The organism is Gluconobacter sp. R75690, assembly GCF_015244525.1.
Taxonomy (GTDB): Bacteria; Pseudomonadota; Alphaproteobacteria; order Acetobacterales; family Acetobacteraceae; genus Gluconobacter; species Gluconobacter potus.
The window spans coordinates 38,606-58,863 of record NZ_JABCQB010000015.1 but is presented as its reverse complement, the minus strand read 5'-3'; the positions used below and the strand labels follow the sequence as shown (position 1 = coordinate 58,863).

Here is a 20,258-nt window from a genome sequence, read left to right as displayed (position 1 = left end):
CACATTCCCAACCCCCTCATTTCCCACACAAAATCCACTTATCCCCATTACCCATTCCGATTTAGAAATAATAAAAAGACAAAAAAAGCGCCTTTTGGGCGCTTTTTTCTGGCCAAAGCCGGTTCTGACGGGGGTCAGTCTGCCGAGACAGCTTTTCCGTCAATCGTGAGGTCCTTGTCATCGGCCGAAACCTTGACCGTTTCCCCATCATGGATGCTGCCTTCCAGCAGCAGACTGGCAAGCGGGTTCTGCAGGCTGCGCTGGATGACCCTCTTGAGCGGACGCGCACCATAGACAGGATCGTACCCTGCCGCGGCCAGCCACTCGGTTCCCTTCTCATCCAGTTCCAGGTCGATCTTGCGATCTTCCAGCAGCTTCTGCAGACGGCTGATCTGGATCTTGACGATCCGGTCCATGTCTTTGCGCTGCAGGCGGGAGAACAGGATGATCTCGTCCAGACGGTTCAGGAACTCCGGCCGGAAGTGATTGCGCACCACCTGCATAACCTGCGGACGGACCTCATCCACGGATTCGCCATCCGGCAGATTGGCCAGAACCTCGGAACCAAGGTTGCTGGTCAGGACGATGATCGTGTTGCGGAAGTCCACCACACGTCCCTGCCCGTCCGTCAGACGTCCATCATCGAGAACCTGAAGCAGGATGTTGAAGATGTCCTCATGGGCCTTCTCCACCTCATCGAACAGGATCACCTGATAGGGACGACGACGAACGGCCTCGGTCAGCACGCCACCTTCATCGTAACCGACATAGCCCGGAGGCGCGCCGATCAGACGGGAGACCGCGTGCTTCTCCATGAATTCACTCATGTCGATCCGCAGCAGGGCCTTCTCGTCATCGAACAGGAACTGCGCCAGAGCCTTGGTCAGCTCGGTCTTGCCAACGCCCGTCGGGCCGAGGAACAGGAACGAGCCGATCGGACGGTTGGGATCCTGAAGACCGGCCCGTGCCCGGCGAACAGCATTCGACACGGCAACCAGCGCCTGCTCCTGCCCGACCACACGCTCACGCAGCGTGTCTTCCATCCGGATCAGCTTGGCGCGCTCGCCTTCGAGCATCCGGTCCACCGGAACACCGGTCCAGCGGGAGACGACCGAAGCCACGCCCTGATCCGTCACGGTATCGGCGAACAGGCCGCTCTTGGATGAGGCGTCCTCTTCCTCCTGAGCCTTGGCGATCTGGGCCTCAAGGTTCGGGATCAGGCCGTACATCAGCTCAGACGCCTTGCCGAGATTACCCTGACGCTGCGCGACTTCCACATCGGAACGTGCCGTGTCGAGCTGTTCCTTCAGCTTCTGGATCGCGTTCACCCGATCCTTTTCGGCATGCCATTCGGCACCCATCGCATCGGATTGCTCTTCAAGATCGGCCAGTTCCGCCTCAAGCGCGACCAGACGGTCCTTCGAGGCTGTGTCGTCCTCCTTGCGGATGGCTTCACGCTCGATCTTGAGCTGGATGATGCGGCGGTCGAGTTCGTCCAGCGCTTCCGGCTTGCTGTCGATCTGCATCCGCAGACGGCTGGCAGCCTCGTCGATCAGATCGATCGCCTTGTCCGGCAGGAAGCGGTCCGTGATGTAGCGGTTGGAAAGCGTCGCGGCCGCAACGATGGCGTTGTCCGTGATGCGGACACCATGATGCAGCTCGTACTTCTCCTTGATACCACGCAGGATCGAGATCGTATCGGCAACGGACGGTTCACCTACGAAGACCGGCTGGAAACGACGGGCCAGAGCCGCGTCCTTCTCGATATACTTGCGGTATTCGTCGAGCGTCGTCGCGCCCACGCAGTGCAGCGTGCCACGGGCCAGTTCCGGCTTGATGAGGTTGGACGCATCCATCGCACCATCGGACCGGCCGGCACCGACCAGCGTGTGCATTTCGTCGATGAAGAGGATGATCTCGCCTTCAGCCGTCTCGATTTCCTTGAGAACAGCCTTCAGGCGCTCCTCGAACTCACCACGATATTTCGCACCGGCGATCAGCGCGCCCATGTCGAGCGACAGCAGCTTCTTGTTGCGCAGGGCCTCGGGCACGTCACCATTGACGATCCGCTGTGCAAGCCCTTCGACAATGGCCGTCTTACCGACGCCCGGCTCACCGATCAGGACCGGATTGTTCTTGCTGCGACGGGCCAGAACCTGAATGGTCCGGCGGATTTCCTCATCACGGCCGATAACCGGATCGAGCTTGCCTGCCTGCGCGACAGCGGTCACGTCCCGGGCATATTTCTTCAGGGCGTCAAAGGTGTTTTCCGCCGAAGCACTCGTCACGGTGCGGCCTTTACGGATTTCCGCAACAGCGCGTTCCAGAGCCGGAGCCCCGGCCTTACCGTCAACGAGCGCCTTGCCTGCAGGGGTATGGCTGGCAGCAATCGCCACGAGCAGACGATCCTGTGCGACATGGCTGTCACCAGCGACCTTTGCAGCAGATTCGGCCGCATCAAGCAGACGCGCCAGATCCGGCGTCATCTGGGGCTGACCGGCACCGGCCCCCTGAACTTTTGGCAGTTTTGCAAGGGCTGCGTCATTGGCGGTCTGAACGACCTTCGGATCACCGCCTGCGGCACGGATCAGGCCGGATGCCGCGCCCTGTTCATCATCCAGCAGGGCCTTGAGCAGATGCTCCGGCGTCAGCTGCTGGTTGTAGTCCCGAAGCGCAATGGTCTGTGCGGCCTGAAGAAAGCCCTGGCTGCGTTCGGTGAAATTCTGAATGTCCATTCTCTTAAATTCCTCTCATGCCCCGTTACGGCGGCATTGATGTGCTTGGCCGCCCCCGGAGGCAGCGGCCTATGATTAATATTTAGGCAGTCATTTTTTCGTTTCAAGGGCCTCCCGATGACGTTTTGCCGGTCCCTGCAAAACAAGATCCGCCTTGGAGAGACGGTCAAAGGCATTCCGGTTCTGATGCCAGTACGGATAGATCAGGTCAGGCGCACTCACATCGTCAAGCCGGCGGACCTGTTCCTGCGTCAGACGGAGCGACGCGGCTGCCAGATTGTCCAGAAGCTGGCTCTCTTTACGGGCACCCAGAACCAGCGAGGTGATCGCCGGCTTGTGCAGCGTCCAGGCCAGCGCTACCCGGGCAGCAGAGACGCTGTGCTCCTCGGCGATCTGCACCAGAACCTCGATCGTATCATAGAGCTTCTTCAAATCCCGGACTTCCGGCTCCGGCCAGCCGGAAATGCGGCGGGAATCTTCCGGCGCCGTCTTGCCGCGCCGGTATTTGCCCGTCAGCAGACCACAGGCGAGCGGACTCCAGACCTGCACCCCCAGCCCCTGATCGACGGCGAGTGGCAGAAGCTCGTATTCGGCATCCCGGGCTTCCAGCGAGTAATAGAGCTGCTGGCTGACCGGCGCGATCAGACGGTCCCGCTCGGCGGCGCCCAGAAGCTTCATGGCCTGCCAGCCCGCAAAATTGGAAATCCCGGCATAACGGATCTTGCCCTGATCGCGCAGGGTCTGGAGCGCCTCAAGCGTCTCCTCGACCGGCGTCAGACCATCCCATTCATGCAGATAATAGAGATCGATGTGATCGCGCCCCAGCCGACGCAGACTGTCGTCGCAGGCATTGAGGATATGGTGACGCGACAGACCCTGTTCGTTCGGCCCTTTTCCCGTTGGAAAACGCACCTTGCTGGTCACGAGCAGTTCGCGGCTGCGCCCCTGAAGGACGCGGCCGAGAATTTCCTCGGCTTCACCGCCGGAATAGGCATCGGCCGTATCGAACATGTTCACGCCATGCTCGACGCAGATGTCCACCATGCGGGTCGCTTCGGCGATATCCACCTTGCCAGTAGCGGCAAAATTGCCCTGTCCGCCGAACGTCACCGATCCGAAATTGAGTGCTGAAATCTTGAGGCCCGAGCGACCAAGCTGACGATACTGCATATCCATCAGGCTCCTTCTTGCTGAGACATACCACGATACACAACACACGAACCCGGGATCGGTCCCGGTAAAATCGCCCCCGCTCCCATAAACGTGAGAAGGGAGCGTTCCTCTCTTTTGGAAACCCTGTTCACAAACGACGGCCCGGTCCATGATCGACGTCAAAATCCTGTCCGTCGTCATGCTTACGGAGATGCAATGCTGTCACTTTCCCTGCGCCTTCCTTTGCGCCGAACTCTTCTGGCCTGTGCCATCCTGTCGCCGCTACTGTCAGCCGGCACCCTTCAGGCCGCAGAGCCCCCCGCCTGCATGGTCGATCTCGCAAAGACCCGGAATGGCGCGCTTGGTCTGCCCAATCACGCCGAAGTCACGCCGGATGGTCATTCCGTCCTGTTCCTGCGCTCGGGGCCGTTCGACACGCATCTGCATCTTTACCGCTACGACCTGCCCGACCATTCGCTGCATGAACTGGCTGCCCCCGCCTCGGGCCCGGAGCATCTGTCGGTCGAGGAAAAGGCCCGGCGTGAACGGGCCCGCCAGATCATGTCGGGCATCACCGACTATCAAATGAGCGAGGACGGCGGCACGGTTCTGGCGTCTCAGGGCGGGCAGCTTGAACGCATCGCCACCGATGACGGCCGGGTCACGCCGATTGAAGGTCAGTGGATTGCCCCCCGCCTTTCCCCGGACGGACTGACCCTCGCCGCGGTTCGGGACAATGACCTGTACAGCGTCGATCTCGTCAGCGGGCACGAAACACGTCTGACGACCGGCGGCCGCGACACCCTGACGCATGGTCTGGCCGAATTTGCCGCAGCCGAGGAACTGGAGCGTGCTGATGGCGCCTGGTGGTCTCCTGACAGCAAAACCATCCTGTTCGAGGAAGCCGATAACAGCGACGTCGAAAAGCATTACATCACCAATCCCGAAACCCCGCAGGCCGAGCCAATCTCATTCCGCTATCCCCGCGCCGGGACGAACAACGCGAAAACGCGTTTTGGTCTCGTGGATACGAAAGGCGGCCCGGTCCGCTGGATTTCCTGGGATCACGAGGCATGGCCGTATCTTGGTCGCGTAGTCTGGCGAAAGAATGGCCCCCTCGCCGTCGTGCTGCTCAACCGTGCCCAGACGCAGGAACAGCTTCTCACGATCGACCCCGCAACCGGCGCCACCCATCTCCTGCTCGCCCAGTCCGACCCCGCCTGGATCGAACTGGACCCGCGCGCAGCCTCCGGCGGCCACAGCCTCCCCGTCTTCCTCGCCAATAATGCTGGTTTCCTCTGGGCCGCGGACCGAGGCAAAGACTGGCAGCTTGAACTCCATACACCTGATGGAAAACTCCAGCGCGTCCTAACACCCCCCGGACTGTCCTATGTCGCCTTCGACGATTACGACTCCGAACACAACACGATCACCGTGACGGTCCGGACCAACCGGCTGGACAATGAGGTCGTGCATATCGACCTTGCAACCGGTGCCGTAACGCCGTTTGTGACGGAGCGCGGCCTTCATAATGTCCATGTCACGAATGGCACGCACACGGCCATGGTAGACACGTTTGCCAGTGCGGCGGGCACGCGCCAGACGCTGGTGCGGGATGCGAACGGCCATGTCATCGCGACCCTGCCCAGCGTAGCGCAGCCGCCGAAGCTGCCAGTCCATGTCGAGTTCACGACGGCCGGTCCGCGTGAATTTGATGCGGCCATCATCCGCCCGGAAAACTTCAGCGCCTCCAAACGCTATCCGGTTGTGCTGTCAGTCTATGCCGGTCCGGGCTCCAAGATGGTCCATGACACGCCGACCTCCTATCTCGATGACCAGTGCCTGGCCAATCAGGGCTATATCGTCGTCACGCTCGATGGGCGCGGAACGCCAGGACGCGATCATGATTTTGAGCGCGCCATCAAGGGCAACCTGATCGACCTGCCGCTTCAGGACCAGATCGACGGACTTCAGGCGCTCGGCAAGCGCCATCATGAAATGGACCTTTCCCGCGTCGGCGTGCATGGCTGGTCCTTCGGCGGCTATTTCACCGCAATGGCGACCATCCGCCGCCCGGACGTGTTCAAGGTCGGTGTCGCGGGTGCGCCTCCCGTCGATTTCGCGGATTACGACACGGCCTACACCGAGCGTTATCTCGGCACGCCGCAGGATGATCCGGAAGGTTATCGCAAGAGCAACGTCTTGACCTATGCCGACACGCTGAAACAGCCTCTGCTGCTCATGCACGGCATCACGGATGACAATGTCTATTTCGAGAACACCATGAAGCTGACGCAGGCCCTGCTTCATGCCGGCAAGCCCTATGACCTGCTGCTGCTGCCGGGCACGCACATGCTGCCTGATCCGGTTATCCGCGCCCGGGTGGCCGAACGGCGCGCGCAGTTCCTGAGCGCAGTTCTCCAGCCCGGAAAATAACGTTCTGTCATGCAAACATGAAAAAGGGGGCCGGATCACACGATCCGGCCTCCCTTGTTTTTGTAAAGCTTGCCTGAAATCAGACGGCGATATCGTCGAACAGACCCACGCCGGACCGTACGGCCATGGCCTGCCGGTAGGCTTCGACTTCGGCCGGATATACGACGCCCCGGATCAGCGACATGCTGTGCAGATGCGCATAAAGATGGATGTCATCCGTGGAGAGTTCGCCATTCACGGCCTCTGGCGAACCGATGAGCGGCGCCAGATCCTTCAGCATCGCATTCAGCTGCGTGAGTTCGTCGGTCTTTTCTTCCAGAAGGGCACTGAAAGAACCCACAGACGGTTCCTTGCGCCGGATGAAGCCAGCACGCGCGGATGTCGTCGCGAACTCCGGCAGAGGTGCCGCCGCAGCGCGGGGCAGGAACAGGCGATAGAGCGGCGTTCCCGCCTTCTTCAGCCAAGCCGCGATCTCGGGGCGCGTCTCACCCGTCAGGACAGGAGTTCCGATCGCATCGATATGGGCGACGATATCCATGCTCTCGGGCATGAAGGTCCCGTTTTCCTCCAGGATGGGCACAACCTTGCGACCCACCATGCGAACCGGACCGTCGATATCATCATTGAGCAGGATGCGCTGCTCATACGGGATGTTCTTCAGCCCGAAGATCATCCGCGCTTTGGTGCAGAACGGGCAGTGTTCATAGATGTAAAGGATATGGGGTGCGCTCATGCTGCCCTCCTGTGTCTGGTGGATCATTTCTGCGGAACAGGACGCCTTGTTCAGGCTTCCCCGATCGATGAAGAAAGAAGAAGCGGGTCGAAATCTATGGCCACGAGGGCCTGTCGCCATTTTTTCGCATGATCGGTTCCGAACACGATCTCGTCGGTCGCAGGCGCGATGAACCAGGAACTGTCGCGCAGGATTTCCTCTTCGAGCTGCCCCGGCGCCCAGGCAGCATGTCCGAGCGCCATCACGGCCTGTCTGGGACCATGTCCCGCGGCGATCTCGCGCAGGATGTCCAGACTGGCGGTCAGGGTCGTATGACCGTCCACATCCAGACTGCCCTCTCCCGCCCAGTCCGCCGAGTGCAGGACAAACCCACGGGAATGCTCGACCGGACCGCCCATGCACACACCGATCCGGCGTTCGGGGGGGCTGGGCTCGATTCCCAACTGGGCAAACAGATCATCCAGTCCCGGCTGGGACAGGCGCTTGTTGACGATCAGCCCCATCGCACCGTCCTGCTCGGAATGGGCACAGAGATAGATCACCGTCCGTTCAAAAAACGTCTCTGCCAGCGCAGGCGCGGCCACGAGCAGTTTTCCCGTAAGACCGAGTTCCATGAGAGCGGCGTCTGTCAGGTTGTCATTCCGTCCGTCGAGTGTTTTCTTCATGCCTGCCAACATGGGTGCATCCCTTCCTGTATTGCAAGCGTTTGCCTTCAGGAGTGTTAATGACATCCAATGTCACTGACCTGGGTACCCCGTGCCGCCCCTGCCGGGTGCGGACTGTCCGTCTGGAGATTGCCATGCCTCTCACCGTCCTCGTCACCGGCGCCACCGCAGGCTTCGGTCACGCCATAGCAACGCGCCTCGTCCGCGAAGGTCACCGCGTCATCGCGACCGGACGCCGCAAGGAACGTCTGGAAGCCCTCAAGGACGAACTGGGCGAGAGCGTCCTGCCCTACACGCTCGACATGACGGACCGTGAGGCGCTGCGCGCTTTGCCCGCTTCCCTGCCCGAGGAGTGGCAGGACATTGATGTCCTCGTGAACAACGCCGGTCTCGCACTCGGCATGGAGCCGGCGCAGGATGCCGAGCCCGATAACTGGGAATCGATGATCGCAACAAACGTCTCGGGCGTCGTGGAACTGACCCGCGCACTTCTGCCGGGCATGGTCCAGCGCAATACGGGCTACATCATCGCACTGGGCAGCACGGCCGGGACCTATCCCTATACGGGCGGGAACGTCTATGGCGCGACCAAGGCCTTCGTGCACCAGTTCACCCAGAACCTGCGTACGGATCTGCTCGGCACCCGCATCCGCGTGACGAATATCGAGCCCGGCCTGTGTGGTGGCAGCGAGTTCAGCAATGTGCGTCTGGGTGACGATGCAAAGGCGGCCGCCGTCTACAAGGACACGACGCCATTGACGCCCGAGGACATCGCTGGGACCGTCTCCTGGCTCATCGGGCTGCCGTGGCATGTGAACGTCAATTATCTGGAGATGATGCCGGTCTGTCAGGCATCGGGGGGGCTTGCGGTGAACCGTCATGTCGGCTGAAACCGGACTTCCTTCCCAACTTCGCATCACGGACGGAAAGAAATTCCGTCTGTCCTCCATCGCGACGAACGACAAGCTCGGCCGTCAGAAAAACTCGTCCCGCACCCGCATCCGCGACTGCGTGGACCGGATGTCCATCCTGCAGCAGCGACTGGCGGCTTACGCCACCCACGGCATTCTGGTCGTGCTTCAGGGTATGGATACCGCCGGCAAGGATGGCGCGATCCGCCATGCTTTTTCCGGTCTAAATCCGCAGGGTGTGCATGTCACGTCCTTCAAGACTCCCGTCGGCATTGCCACGCGCCATGACGATCTATGGCGCATCCATCTTGCCGTGCCGTCGCGCGGGGAGATCGGCATTTTCAACCGCAGCCATTATGAAGATGTCCTGGTGGAGCGCGTTCATCCGGACATGGTGCGGGCGCGCGGACTCGATCCCGATCTTCCGGATTTCTGGGATCACCGTCTCGGCGATCTGCGCAATTTCGAGAGCTATCTGCGGCGACAGAACATCATCGTCCTCAAGCTGTTCCTGCATATCTCGCCGGAAGAACAGCGCCTGCGGTTGCTCAAACGGCTGGACCACCCGGAAAAACGCTGGAAATTCAGCCCGTCGGATCTGAAGGAACGCGAATTCTGGCCGCATTATACCGCAGCATACGAAGAGGCGATCCGCGCGACGGCAACACCCGACGCCCCCTGGATCGTGATTCCGGCGGACCATAAATGGCTCGCCCGTGTGCTTGTAGCGGAAGCCCTGCTGGACACACTTGAAAGCCTGCACCTCAAGGAGCCGGAACAGAAAATGTCCGATGCGCTCAAGGAGGCCCAGCAGATCCTGCTTAAAGGGGCGGCCAAGACCGTCTGATCCTGACCATGCCGCTTCTCTCCCGTCTCAGGCGTCTGTTCTCCCCACCGGCCGGAGCTTCCGGTCTGGCGGGGATCGCACGCAGCACGACTGCTCTCGAAACCTGTCCCGTCCGAGCGGTTTCCGCGCCCTGCAACCCGGACCTGAGCCATCCGGAACGTAATCCGTTCCGGGACTGGAAGAGCATGCCGGTCACGGTCAGCCAGTTCACTCTGCGCGACGTCGTGCTGGACCAGCCCCTGATGACACTGCTGCATGCAGGCCATCCAATCGCTGAGACCGCCTATGTCCAGGATCCGGAAGCCGTGCGTCACCTGCGGCTGCGTCCTGCGGATGTCATCCGCTGTGCACCCTTCAAAGGCATTACGGCGAGTTGTGTCGACCACTGGGCCTCAAACTATTATCATTGGGTGGCCCATACGATCCCGATCCTACACGTCCTGTCCCAAACGGGCACACCGGTCCGTCTTGTCCTGCCCGAGCATATGCATCCGTGGCAGTTCGAGACGCTGGAGCTTTTTGGTCTGACCTCCGCCGCTCATATCCGTCTACAGCAAGGGCGACAGTACGCCTTCAAAACCCTAGACTACATCACCTTCGTCAATGGCAGCACCGATTTCGCCGTCTCGGACGTGTCTCGCGACGCCTATGCACGGCTGCGTCAGACCGCAGATGCCACAACGAAGCCTGCCAGACGGCGGCTCTATATCGAGCGTGGCAGTTCGGCCAACCGGCACGTTCCCAACGAAGCCGAACTTGCGGAAGGGCTGGAAAAACTCGGCTTCGAGCGCGTGCATCCTGAAACCCTGTCCCTGACCGAACAGATCCGCCTGTTCAGCGACGCCGGGACGGTCATGGGGATGCTGGGCGCCGGGATGGCCAATATCGCCTGGTGCCAGCCGGGAACATTCGTTTACGAACTCGTCCCGTCCCATCATATCAACCCCTGCTTCGCCGCCATGGCGACTCAGGGCGGCCTGACATACTGGGCAGATGTTTTCGAAACAGGAGCGGCACAGGAAAATCATACTGACAATGCCGCCATCCCGCTCCCGGTCAAAGATATCCTCGACCGCGTCCGGGAGTTGGTAGCTCTCCTGCCCGACGTCTGAAACAACAAACCCCGCCGGAGACCTGCTCCGGCGGGGTTCTGCGTTTCAGATCCTGAAAGACGGATCAGGAACGGCGCTTGCGGCTCGAACCGTCACCGCGCGGACCATCACCGGCTGCGGGCTTCGGACGACCATAACCCGAACCGCCGCGGCCCTTGTAACCGCCGCCGGCACCACCGCGCGGACCACCCTTGAAGCCGCCGCCGCCCGGACGGCCACCGCCACCAAAGCGCTTGCCTTCACCCGGGTTGCGACCACGGGGGCCCATGCCACCGGCAGGGGCTTCGGACGGCTCGATCGTCACTTCGTCGGCTTCAGCGCCAGCGAGGCAGGACTTGAAGCGGGCCACGCTCTCATCCGCGATCTGGAAATAGGTCTGCTCCTGATCGATGCGGATGCTGCCGATCTCGCGCTTCTGCACGCCACCCAGACGGCAGATCAGCGGGATCAGCCATTTCGGATCGGCGCGTTCGGTGCGACCGACGCTCATCTTGAACCACTCGCCCGCCATGACATGCTCTTCACGCGGCGCACGTTCGGGGCGCTCACCACGCTCCGTGCGGCGCGGAGCCTCGACGGACATTGGACGGATCTGCTCGACCTTCGGCAGGCGCGCGCGGTACAGACCCACCAGCGCAGCGGCAAGCTTCGTGGCGTCATACGTTTCGACCAGCTGGTTGACCAGCTCGTCGGACATGTCGTCCACAGCGTTCGTCAGGATCGGATCGTGCATCAGGCGCGTCTTGTCCTGCTCGGCAATGGCGTCGGCCGTGGGAACGGCTTCCCATTCAGCCTGGATCTTCGCCATCTGAAGCAGACGCTCGGCCCGGCGACGCTGGTTCAGCGGAACCATCAGAACGCTGGTACCCTTGCGGCCCGCACGGCCCGTACGGCCCGAACGGTGCAGCAGGGTCTCGGCAGCCGTCGGAATGCTGGCATGAATCACGAGGTTCAGGGCCGGCACGTCAATGCCGCGGGCCGCAACGTCCGTTGCAACGCAGACGCGGGCCTGACCGGAGCGCAGGCTCTCGATCGCACGACTACGCTCGTTCTGGCCCATCTCGCCGGAGATAGCGACAGACGCAAAACCACGCTCAAGCAGCGTCGCCTGAACCTGATTGACCATCATGCGGGTGTTGCAGAACACCATCGCCGTCGGGCTCTCGTAGAAACGAAGCACATTGACGAGCGAACGCTCGATTTCCTGCGGCTGCGTGATGACGCAGCGATAGGTGATGTCGGAATGCTGCTTGGCACCCGACACCGTGTCGATGCGCTCGGCATTCTTCTGGTAACGGCGCGCAAGGGATGCGATCTCGCGGGCGATCGTGGCGGAGAACAGCAGCGTGCGACGCTCGGTCGGGGCGGCATCGAGCAGCTTTTCGAGCTCGTCGCGGAAGCCCATGTCCAGCATTTCGTCGGCTTCATCAAGAATGACGCAACGCAGGGCAGACAGGTCGAGGGAGCCGCGTGACAGATGGTCGCACAGACGGCCCGGCGTGCCGACAACGATATGAACGCCACGATTGAGTTCTCGGGCTTCACTGCGGGCATCGGTGCCGCCAATGCAGCTCGCGATGCGGGCGCCGGTTTCGGCATAGAGCCATTTGAGTTCGGACTGGACCTGAAGCGCCAGCTCACGCGTCGGCGCAATCACAAGCGCCATAGGCTGAGGGGACGGCGGAAGGCGATCGGCATCTCCGAGCAGGGTCGGAGCGATGGCCAGGCCGAAGGCGACGGTCTTGCCCGACCCCGTCTGCGCGGAAACCAGCAGGTCGCGCTCGTCCAGCCCCGGCTGCAGAACTGCTTCCTGAACAGGAGTCAGCTGTTCGTAGCCACGTGCCTCAAGGGCGCGCTTAAGGGCAGGATGGGTATCGGGAAAAGGCATATTTTATGAACACTCGGCAAACGTCACGCCGACGACAGGATGCGGCGGCTGGAATGCCGCTGCATAAAGACTTCCAGCCGAAAATGCCAGAAAGAACGTATGGAAGGCTTTTTCTTGTTCTTCCCGCTCCGTCCGGCACCCGCAACGCAGTCCCTGCCCTGTTCAATTCCTCGGCTTGCGCCCGATCACCGCATGCACCGTATCGCGCCATGCCGTGAGGTCCTCAGGCGGCACGACCTCCCCCGTATCCAGCTCCGCCAGCCCGGCGCGGGACATCAGCACGCTGGCCAGACGCACCCGATCCGCTGGCTCAAGCGCCTGCCAGATCGCCACAGCCTTCACTGCATGGAACTGGTCGGAAAACGTCAGGATCAGCGGTGCGCCGGGCTTGAGGACACGTACGACTTCTGTCAGCACGGCCAGCGGCTGCGTCAGATAGGCCAGCCCGTCACACAGCGTCACGGCATCGAAGCTGTCATCCTCGAAAGGCAGCGTCGTGACCTCGTTGAGATCCTGCACCACACGCTCGCCCAGAACCGGATTGGAATCCAGAGCGCCCTTGGAGATCCCGAGCCCGACCACGCGCTGGAATGTCGCTTCCTCGGGATAATGGCTGAGCGCGCCCGCCATCAGATCCAGCACCGCACCACCAACCGGCAGGGCCGTCTGATACAGCGCCGTCACGGCCGTCCGCGCGCCCATATCCATCAGCGAATCCGGCACGCGCTGGGCATAGAAAATCGTGTCGGGCTCGCTGTTGGCGCGCGTGAACGCCGCTGCGTGCATTCCTTCAAGCTGTTCCGGGCCGCTCATGTCCACTCCTTCTGATCCAGCAGCCGAAATGAGGGCATGTTCCCCGTGCGTCAACCCGCAGGATGCTTTATGAGAAGCACCATCATGACCCTCTCCTTCACGAAAATGCACGGTCTGGGCAACGATTTCGTCGTGATCGACGGCCGCCAGAACGATCCCACCCTTGATACCGCGACGATCCGCCATCTGTGCGACCGGCGCTTCGGAATCGGCTGCGACCAGCTTGTCCTGTTGACGCCGCCGACGCTGGCAGGGGCAGACGTGCATGTCCGTTTCTTCAACCCGGACGGTTCGGAAGCCGGGGCCTGCGGCAATGCATCGCGCTGCGTGGCGAAGTTCGTCGGTGGCGCTCCGACGCTCCAGACGGCCGCCGGCCTTCTTCCCACGGCACAGGATGGCGATCTCTTCACAGTCGATATGGGCATGCCCCGGCTGGACTGGCAGGACGTGCCGATGTCCCGGGCCTGTGACTCCCTGCATCTGCCACTGCATGATGCGGCAGCCTGCTCGATGGGAAATCCACACGCCACGCTGTTCGGTGACGCCGCCCGCGCGGAAGAACTGGGGCCAGACCTCGAACGAGATCCCCTCTTCCCGGAACGCGCCAATATCGGTTTCGCGCAGATCCTCTCCCCGACACACATGCGCCTGCGCGTCTGGGAGCGTGGCGCTGGCCTGACGCTCGCCTGTGGATCGGGAGCCTGTGCCGCCGTCGTAAATGCCGTCCGCCGCGGCCTGATAGAACGGACCTGCACGGTCACGATGGATGGCGGAGACCTGCGCATCACATGGCGTGAGGACGGGCATGTTCTCATGACGGGCCCAGCCGTCACGGTCTTCCACGGGACAACCTCGTGAGCGCCTCTGTTCTGACATTCGGCTGCCGGCTCAACGCCCATGAGAGTGACGGCATGGCCCATCACGCGCGTGGTCAGGACGACACGATCATCGTCAATACCTGCGCCGTGACGACCACAGCCGAACGACAGGCCCGGCAGGCTATCCGCCGCGCGCATCGTGAGAATCCGGACGCAAAGATCGTCGTGACAGGCTGCGCCTCCGATATCGCCCCTGACCGCTGGGCCGAGCTGCCCGGCGTTGTTCGCGTTGTGCCCAACGAAGACAAGCTCAAGCCAGCCATTTGGGGTGACGCCAGCGCGGGTCTGCCGCCATCCCGTCACGCGCGCGCCCTCCTTCAGGTCCAGCAGGGCTGCGATCACCGCTGCACTTTCTGCATCATTCCTTATGGCCGCGGAGATTCCCGTTCTACCCCCGTTGAAGACGCCATCGCGCGCGCCGAAGCGCTTGTCGAAGCCGGGCATCAGGAAATCGTTCTGACCGGCGTGGACATCGCTTCATGGCAGGAGGGCGAGGGCAAGGGACTGGGCGCGTTATGTCGCGAACTGCTGCGCCGCGTGGAAGGCGTGCGGCGACTGCGCCTGTCTTCCATTGATCCTGTTCTTCTCGATGCAACAACGGGAGACGCGGATTTATGGTGGCTTCTGGAGAACGAGCCCCGCCTGATGCCGCATCTGCACCTGTCCCTTCAGGCTGGCTCGGATCTCATTCTCAAGCGCATGAAGCGTCGTCACGATACGGCCGGGGTCGCAGCAACACTGCGCCGCGTCCGCTCTATACGCCCGGAGACAGGCGTTGGTGCCGATCTGATCGCGGGCTTTCCCACGGAAACGGATGCCCTGTTCGAGGAAACCCGAGCCTTTATCGAAGAGCAGCAGATCCCCTTCCTGCATGTCTTTCCTTACAGCGAACGCCCCGGAACGCCAGCTGCCCGCATGCCGGCTGTCCCCAATGCCGAGCGCCAGAAACGCGCGGCCTGTCTGCGCGACATCGGCGAGGCAAACCGTGACCGTTTCCTGCAGCGTCTCATCGGTACCGAGTTCGATATTCTGGCCGAGACGCCGGATCGCGGCCATTCGCCGGAATTTGCCGCCGTGCGCCTGACCGGAACCGCGCCTGCGCCAGTCCGGGGCAGTTTCGTACCCGTTCGCGCCACGGGACTGGAAAACGGCACACTTCTGGCCGAAATCCGCAGCTGAAACGCGCTCAGATCTTCCTATGCCCTTGACGTTCGGCCCGACCTGTCCGAACTCCCATGCATGGCTGGATTTTTCTCACGACTCAAACAGGGTCTTTCGCGGTCGAGCTCGCGTCTCGGCGCCGTCTTCACGCATCGCAAGCTGGATGAAACAGCTCTTGAAGAACTCGAGGACGAGCTGATTGCAGCCGATCTCGGACCGGCCGTGGCCGAGCGCGTCATCGAGAACTTCCGCAGCACACGCTTTGGCAAGGACGTCACCAGCGACGAAATCCGTGAGACACTCGCGACCGAAATCGCCCGCGTCCTTGAACCCGTTGCCATTCCCTTCGAGCCCGACCCGAAGAAGAAACCCCATGTCGTGCTCGTGGTTGGCGTAAATGGTGTCGGCAAAACCACAACGATCGGCAAGATGGCCCGTCATTATACGGAAGAAGGCAAGTCCGTGATGCTGGTGGCCGGAGACACGTTCCGTGCCGCCGCCGTCGAACAGCTCGAGGTCTGGGGCAAGCGTGCCAACGTGCCTGTCATCGCCGGCAAGCATGGCGCCGATGCTGCGGGTCTGGCCTATGACGGTCTCAAGCGCGCAACCGAAGCCGGAACCGACCTGCTCCTGATCGACACCGCCGGACGCCTGCACAACAAGGGCGCTCTGATGGAGGAGCTGGCCAAGATCATCCGCGTCATGCGGAAGTTCGATGAAACAGCACCCCATTCCGTCCTGCTGGTTCTGGATGCAACGACCGGACAGAACGCTATCGAACAGGTGCGGGTCTTCCGTGAACTGGTGAATGTAACCGGACTGATCGTGACCAAGCTGGATGGTTCCGCCCGCGGCGGGATTGTTGTGGCACTTGCGGAGCAGTTCAAACTGCCGGTTCACATGGTCGGTGTCGGAGAACAGGCCGAGGATTTGCGTCCTTTCTCGGCTCAGGAATACGCAAAGGGTCTGGTCGGTGGCTCCAACGATCTGGCATCCAGACTGATGGAAACCTCAACCGACGAAACGCCTTCCGCGTAAGGCGCCAAATCCTGCGGCCTGCAGATCAGGTCGCAGGCGCATCCTCGTCCGAAGACATCCATTCTTCCTGAAGATACGCGATGCGTTTTTCAATGGACTTGCGCTCGCGTCGCGCGATTTCCGCGTTCCAAAGCCGGCCGCTGATGGCCGATGCTTCCGCCACGAGCCAGGCTGCCCCAGCCGCGAGCCAGTCCAGCGCCAGCGTCACGGGCTGCGTGATCTGCGCGATACACGTCTCCCAGTCTCCGTTTGCGGCCCAGGCCTCGTGCAGAGGATGCACCATGGCAGCGCCGACATAGAACATCACGATCATGATACGCTGACCGTCAGCATTGGGATCAACGAGCTTCAGGGCAACCAGCGGAAGCAGCAGAACACCTGCAACCAGCAGGCTTCCAGGAACATAGGAGAGCAGCAGCCCGATGATGATCCCGTGCCACCACCGGAATCCCGGGGCCCGGAGCGATCCCGGGTCTGCCTGTCTAACGGACGCCATGGGTCTTCCTCACTGACAGAACTCCAGCCAGATACTCACCATTGCCACAGCGATGCCCGTCAGAAGTGAAAAGAATTCTCCCGAATTGCGTGCTTCACGATCATTGGCGGCTCTGCGCTCGGGCGCTTCATCGAGAACACGCATCAGATGGCTGATTTCCGCCTCGGCTTCCTGCGCCTGGCGCTGATCCAGCCGCAGACCCGTCGGATCATTAACGATCGCCAGGAACGTACCGAGATTTCCGTCTTCCGCCGCCTTGCCAAGACGCACACGCCGTCTGGCACGCGAAGTCTTGCTCCGCCACTGACGCAGTTCCGTTTCCAGAAGCGGCAAGGCCCGCTGCGCCAGAAAACTGAGCGGTGTTCTGTCGAATTTCCTCTGTACGGCCGCAAGCACGGTCAGATCAGCAAGCCAGCCGGGCAATCCTGCTTTTTGCGACTGGGAGAGCGGAATGATCCCCTGACGCGCGCAGTTCGCTTCAAGAAAGGAACGCATCTGATCATCCAGAAAGCCGCTCCGTCCCAGAGCCTCGTCCGGCAGATCCTCAACTCCCACATGCCGGTTCAGCCAGTGCAACAGCCCTTCCGGCAGGGAAATCCGGGCCTCCAGACATCTCTTTGAAAGGCAGGGCAGGAATCTGTTCAGCTCATAGGGGAAACGTCTGACCAATTCCGCCCCTCTGGTTCCGATGCGTCTCGCCGTTACGGACAGGGCGGTAATCTGCTGCCTCTGCCGCTGAGGCAGATGGGCGGACATGAAGGCATCGGGATTGGCCGCCATGAAACTCAGGATATTCCGGACCGTCCGCTCTTCATCCGGCGTGGACGGCTGAACCGTGGCCTGAACCACCATCTGGGGAAGCGCCTCGGGCCAGAACCAAGTGCCACCCCAGAACATGGGCGCGGCAGGATCGAGGACGGAAATCGCATGCGTGATGACCATCGTGGCAGGATCAACCGCCTTGCTGCCACCGGCCGGAAGAAATGAGGCACTCGCCTGTTCGATCAGCCCCGCCATGACGGAGAGTTCAAGCTCGCGGCCCAGCCAGTTGCTGACGACTTTCCTCTGCAGCAATGCGGAAAATTCCGCAGGATGCCGCCCCGCATACCAGGCGAGGGCCTGCGGTGTATAGACGGCATTTCCGCCAATCATGAGGGGGATGCGTGCGGGAATAAGCGGCCGGACCGTAAAGACCTTGCTGGGCGCGATCGTCACAAGATCGCGCGGCGAGGGTCGGCTGACGGGATCATCGGAGAGCATCGCTGTCAGAAGCGAGCGGAGCCCGACCGGCACGTTATGGCCATCCATATAGGCGGCGGGTGTGCCGATTTCGAAACGCCGCTTGAGAATATCCGTATCGGAGAGGCCTTCAAGAGGGAGCTTTCCGATAGCGAGCGCAAGAATGACGACCCCCAGCGAAAAAACATCGCAGTCCGTCGTCCCCTCGCCGCGCGCGGAGGGGCGACAGACCGCTGAAGACAGGGGTTCGAAAAGAACGGGCTGTTTTTCACCCGGTGCAGCCACTCCCAGAGGCCCAAGCACGACCTTGTGCAGCCCCTGCCCGACGAACAGGTTATCGGGACGGATGCTGCGGCATGTCAGCTTTTCAGCCTCCAGCCGCTGAAGGAGCGACGCCATCGGACGGATGACGCCGTCGATCAGCTGGCTCTCGGTCCACAGCCCCAGCCCTTCCGCAAGTGAAGGACCGGGGGGATGGGGACAGAGCAGCCATAAGGCGCCCTGAGAGTATTCGTGGGTCTGGACGGGAATCACGCTCTCATGACGAAAGAACATGATTTCCGTAAGCCGGGGCGAAGGCGCGAAGGGAGCCAGGGCCAGATAGGACGCCCCGGATGCCGTCACGTCCTGGGCACTATAGGTCGCACAGCCGCCGAGATCGGGCTGTTTGCGGTCCAGGCTGATCAGATACCGCTCGGCGATGAGCAGTTCCTGGCTGTTATCTGCCTGTGTGTCGGCCATTGAAGTCCCGTTGTTTCCCTATCCGGTCTTTTGTGCCGGACAGGGATTGAGACTTCGTTAATGCAGGACCGATTCCGGAGTTAAGAACTCAGTCCTCGAACGGATCACGCATCAGGATGGTATCATCGCGTTCCGGGCTGGTGGAGAGCAGCGTCACAGGGGCTTCGATCAGTTCCTCGATGCGGCGGACATATTTGATGGCCTGTGCCGGCAGCTCGGCCCAGGAACGGGCGCCTGCGGTCGTTTCTTTCCAGCCCGGCATCGTCTCGTAAACCGGCTTGACGCGGGCCTGTGCACCCGGAGCGGACGGGAAGGTCTCGATCTTCTGACCGTCCAGTTCATAGCCGACACAGATGGAGATTTCGTCCAGACCATCCAGAACGTCGAGCTTCGTCAAAGCGATGCCACTGACGCCACCGACGCGGACGGCGCGACGGATCAGGACCGCATCGAACCAGCCGCAACGACGCGGACGACCGGTGACAGTGCCGAACTCATGACCACGCTCGCCAAGGGTGCGGCCGGTCTGGTCATGCAGTTCGGTCGGGAACGGCCCCTCACCCACGCGGGTGGTGTAGGCCTTGGCGATCCCGAGCACGAAACCAACGGAAGACGGGCTGACACCGCTACCAGATGCCGCGACGGCCGCAACCGTGTTGGAGCTCGTGACGAACGGATAGGTGCCGTGATCGACATCCAGCATGACAGCCTGCGCACCTTCAAACAGGATGCGGCGACCGGCACGACGCGCTTCGTCGAGACGATCCCAGACCTGGCAGCAGAACGGCAGAAGGCGCGGGGTGATCTCGGCCAGGAAGTCCTTGAGCTGCTCCTTGGTGAACGTCTCGGCACCCAGACCGGCAAGCAGCGTGTTGTGATGCAGGAGCAGTTCGTCCAGCTTCCAGTCCAGCGTCTCGGGCTCGGCCAGATCGCAGATACGGATGGCGCGACGGGCCACCTTGTCTTCATAGGCCGGACCGATGCCCCGACCGGTCGTGCCGATCTTGTGGTCGCCACGGGCGGCTTCACGGGCACGGTCGAGCGCACCATGTACCGGCAGGATCAGCGGCGCGTTCTCGGCGATCCACAGCGTCTCGGGCGTGACAACCAGACCCTGCGCCGTCACGCGGTCAATCTCGGTCATCAGGGCCTTCGGGTCCACGACAACGCCATTACCGATCACGCCGATCTTGCCACGAACCAGACCGGACGGCAGCAGGGACAGCTTGTAGACCTGATCGCCCACGACCAGCGTGTGACCGGCGTTGTGACCACCCTGAAAGCGGACAACGATATCGGCGCGGCTGGCGAGCCAGTCGACGATCTTGCCTTTACCCTCGTCCCCCCACTGGGTTCCGATCACGGTGACGTTGGACATGAGCTGACTTCCTAGAACTGACGAAACTGGGGAAA

The 20,258-nt window shown here is 61.8% G+C and carries 16 protein-coding genes; 7 read left to right on the top strand and 9 right to left on the bottom strand.

The features are described from left to right. Window positions 1–134: 134 nt before the first annotated feature. Both clpB and HKD27_RS14835 read right to left on the bottom strand, forming a co-directional pair. Window positions 135–2,735, bottom strand: coding sequence for an ATP-dependent chaperone ClpB (clpB, locus tag HKD27_RS14840; protein ID WP_194689995.1), 2,601 nt, complete (start codon window positions 2,733–2,735; stop codon window positions 135–137). A 90-nt stretch (window positions 2,736–2,825) separates the two neighbouring features. After that, entirely contained in the window at window positions 2,826–3,905 is a 1,080-nt protein-coding gene (locus tag HKD27_RS14835) for an aldo/keto reductase (protein ID WP_194265518.1), read from the bottom strand. A 198-nt stretch (window positions 3,906–4,103) separates the two neighbouring features. Here HKD27_RS14835 and HKD27_RS14830 point away from each other — a divergent pair, with 198 nt between their 5' ends. Continuing rightward, window positions 4,104–6,323: a S9 family peptidase gene (locus HKD27_RS14830; RefSeq protein WP_194689996.1), complete on the top strand. Its 2,220-nt coding sequence runs from the start codon at window positions 4,104–4,106 to the stop codon at window positions 6,321–6,323. 79 nt (window positions 6,324–6,402) lie between these two features. Here the strand turns inward: HKD27_RS14830 and grxB are convergent, their stop codons facing one another. Together grxB and HKD27_RS14820 are read right to left on the bottom strand one after the other, a co-directional pair. Next, window positions 6,403–7,056 carry a glutaredoxin 2 gene (gene grxB / locus HKD27_RS14825; RefSeq protein ID WP_194689997.1) on the bottom strand — a complete coding sequence of 218 codons (654 nt, stop codon included), beginning with the start codon at window positions 7,054–7,056 and terminating at the stop codon, window positions 6,403–6,405. A 50-nt stretch (window positions 7,057–7,106) separates the two neighbouring features. Then, on the bottom strand, window positions 7,107–7,721 hold the full coding sequence (locus tag HKD27_RS14820) for a YqgE/AlgH family protein (protein ID WP_194265514.1): 615 nt from the start codon (window positions 7,719–7,721) through the stop codon (window positions 7,107–7,109). A gap of 134 nt (window positions 7,722–7,855) precedes the next feature. Here HKD27_RS14820 and HKD27_RS14815 point away from each other — a divergent pair, with 134 nt between their 5' ends. The 3 genes from HKD27_RS14815 to HKD27_RS14805 are packed head-to-tail and all read left to right on the top strand — an operon-like array spanning window position 7,856 to window position 10,591. After that, window positions 7,856–8,611 (top strand): SDR family NAD(P)-dependent oxidoreductase, encoded by a 756-nt coding sequence (locus HKD27_RS14815; RefSeq protein WP_194265513.1) that lies wholly within the window; start codon window positions 7,856–7,858, stop codon window positions 8,609–8,611. Then, window positions 8,601–9,479, top strand: coding sequence for a polyphosphate kinase 2 family protein (locus tag HKD27_RS14810; protein WP_194689998.1), 879 nt, complete (start codon window positions 8,601–8,603; stop codon window positions 9,477–9,479). Before HKD27_RS14815 ends, HKD27_RS14810 begins: the two co-directional genes overlap by 11 nt. A gap of 8 nt (window positions 9,480–9,487) precedes the next feature. After that, the gene (locus tag HKD27_RS14805; protein ID WP_194689999.1) at window positions 9,488–10,591 is read left to right on the top strand and encodes a DUF563 domain-containing protein; all 1,104 of its coding nucleotides are present in this window, start codon (window positions 9,488–9,490) and stop codon (window positions 10,589–10,591) included. 64 nt (window positions 10,592–10,655) lie between these two features. Here the strand turns inward: HKD27_RS14805 and HKD27_RS14800 are convergent, their stop codons facing one another. Both HKD27_RS14800 and HKD27_RS14795 read right to left on the bottom strand, forming a co-directional pair. Then, entirely contained in the window at window positions 10,656–12,479 is a 1,824-nt protein-coding gene (locus HKD27_RS14800) for a DEAD/DEAH box helicase (RefSeq protein WP_194690000.1), read from the bottom strand. A 162-nt stretch (window positions 12,480–12,641) separates the two neighbouring features. Next, complete coding sequence (locus HKD27_RS14795; RefSeq protein WP_194265509.1) at window positions 12,642–13,292, bottom strand: class I SAM-dependent methyltransferase; 651 nt, start codon at window positions 13,290–13,292, stop codon at window positions 12,642–12,644. Window positions 13,293–13,376: 84 nt separating this feature from the next. On the opposite strand from HKD27_RS14795, the gene dapF reads away from it, so the two are divergent. The 3 genes from dapF to ftsY are packed head-to-tail and all read left to right on the top strand — an operon-like array spanning window position 13,377 to window position 16,369. Then, window positions 13,377–14,150, top strand: coding sequence for a diaminopimelate epimerase (gene dapF, locus HKD27_RS14790; protein ID WP_194690001.1), 774 nt, complete (start codon window positions 13,377–13,379; stop codon window positions 14,148–14,150). Continuing rightward, window positions 14,147–15,349 carry a MiaB/RimO family radical SAM methylthiotransferase gene (locus HKD27_RS14785; RefSeq protein ID WP_370544283.1) on the top strand — a complete coding sequence of 401 codons (1,203 nt, stop codon included), beginning with the start codon at window positions 14,147–14,149 and terminating at the stop codon, window positions 15,347–15,349. Before dapF ends, HKD27_RS14785 begins: the two co-directional genes overlap by 4 nt. Before the next feature lie 60 nt (window positions 15,350–15,409). Further along, the gene (gene ftsY, locus HKD27_RS14780; RefSeq protein WP_011252987.1) at window positions 15,410–16,369 is read left to right on the top strand and encodes a signal recognition particle-docking protein FtsY; all 960 of its coding nucleotides are present in this window, start codon (window positions 15,410–15,412) and stop codon (window positions 16,367–16,369) included. Window positions 16,370–16,394: 25 nt separating this feature from the next. Here the strand turns inward: ftsY and HKD27_RS14775 are convergent, their stop codons facing one another. From HKD27_RS14775 to HKD27_RS14765, 3 genes are all read right to left on the bottom strand, one after another. Continuing rightward, window positions 16,395–16,865, bottom strand: a complete 471-nt coding sequence (locus HKD27_RS14775; protein WP_062269348.1) for a hypothetical protein — start codon at window positions 16,863–16,865, stop codon at window positions 16,395–16,397. 9 nt (window positions 16,866–16,874) lie between these two features. Then, complete coding sequence (locus HKD27_RS14770; protein ID WP_194690002.1) at window positions 16,875–18,845, bottom strand: serine/threonine protein kinase; 1,971 nt, start codon at window positions 18,843–18,845, stop codon at window positions 16,875–16,877. Between the two features lie 88 nt (window positions 18,846–18,933). Continuing rightward, on the bottom strand, window positions 18,934–20,223 hold the full coding sequence (locus HKD27_RS14765; protein WP_194690003.1) for an adenylosuccinate synthase: 1,290 nt from the start codon (window positions 20,221–20,223) through the stop codon (window positions 18,934–18,936). Window positions 20,224–20,258 lie beyond the last annotated feature (35 nt).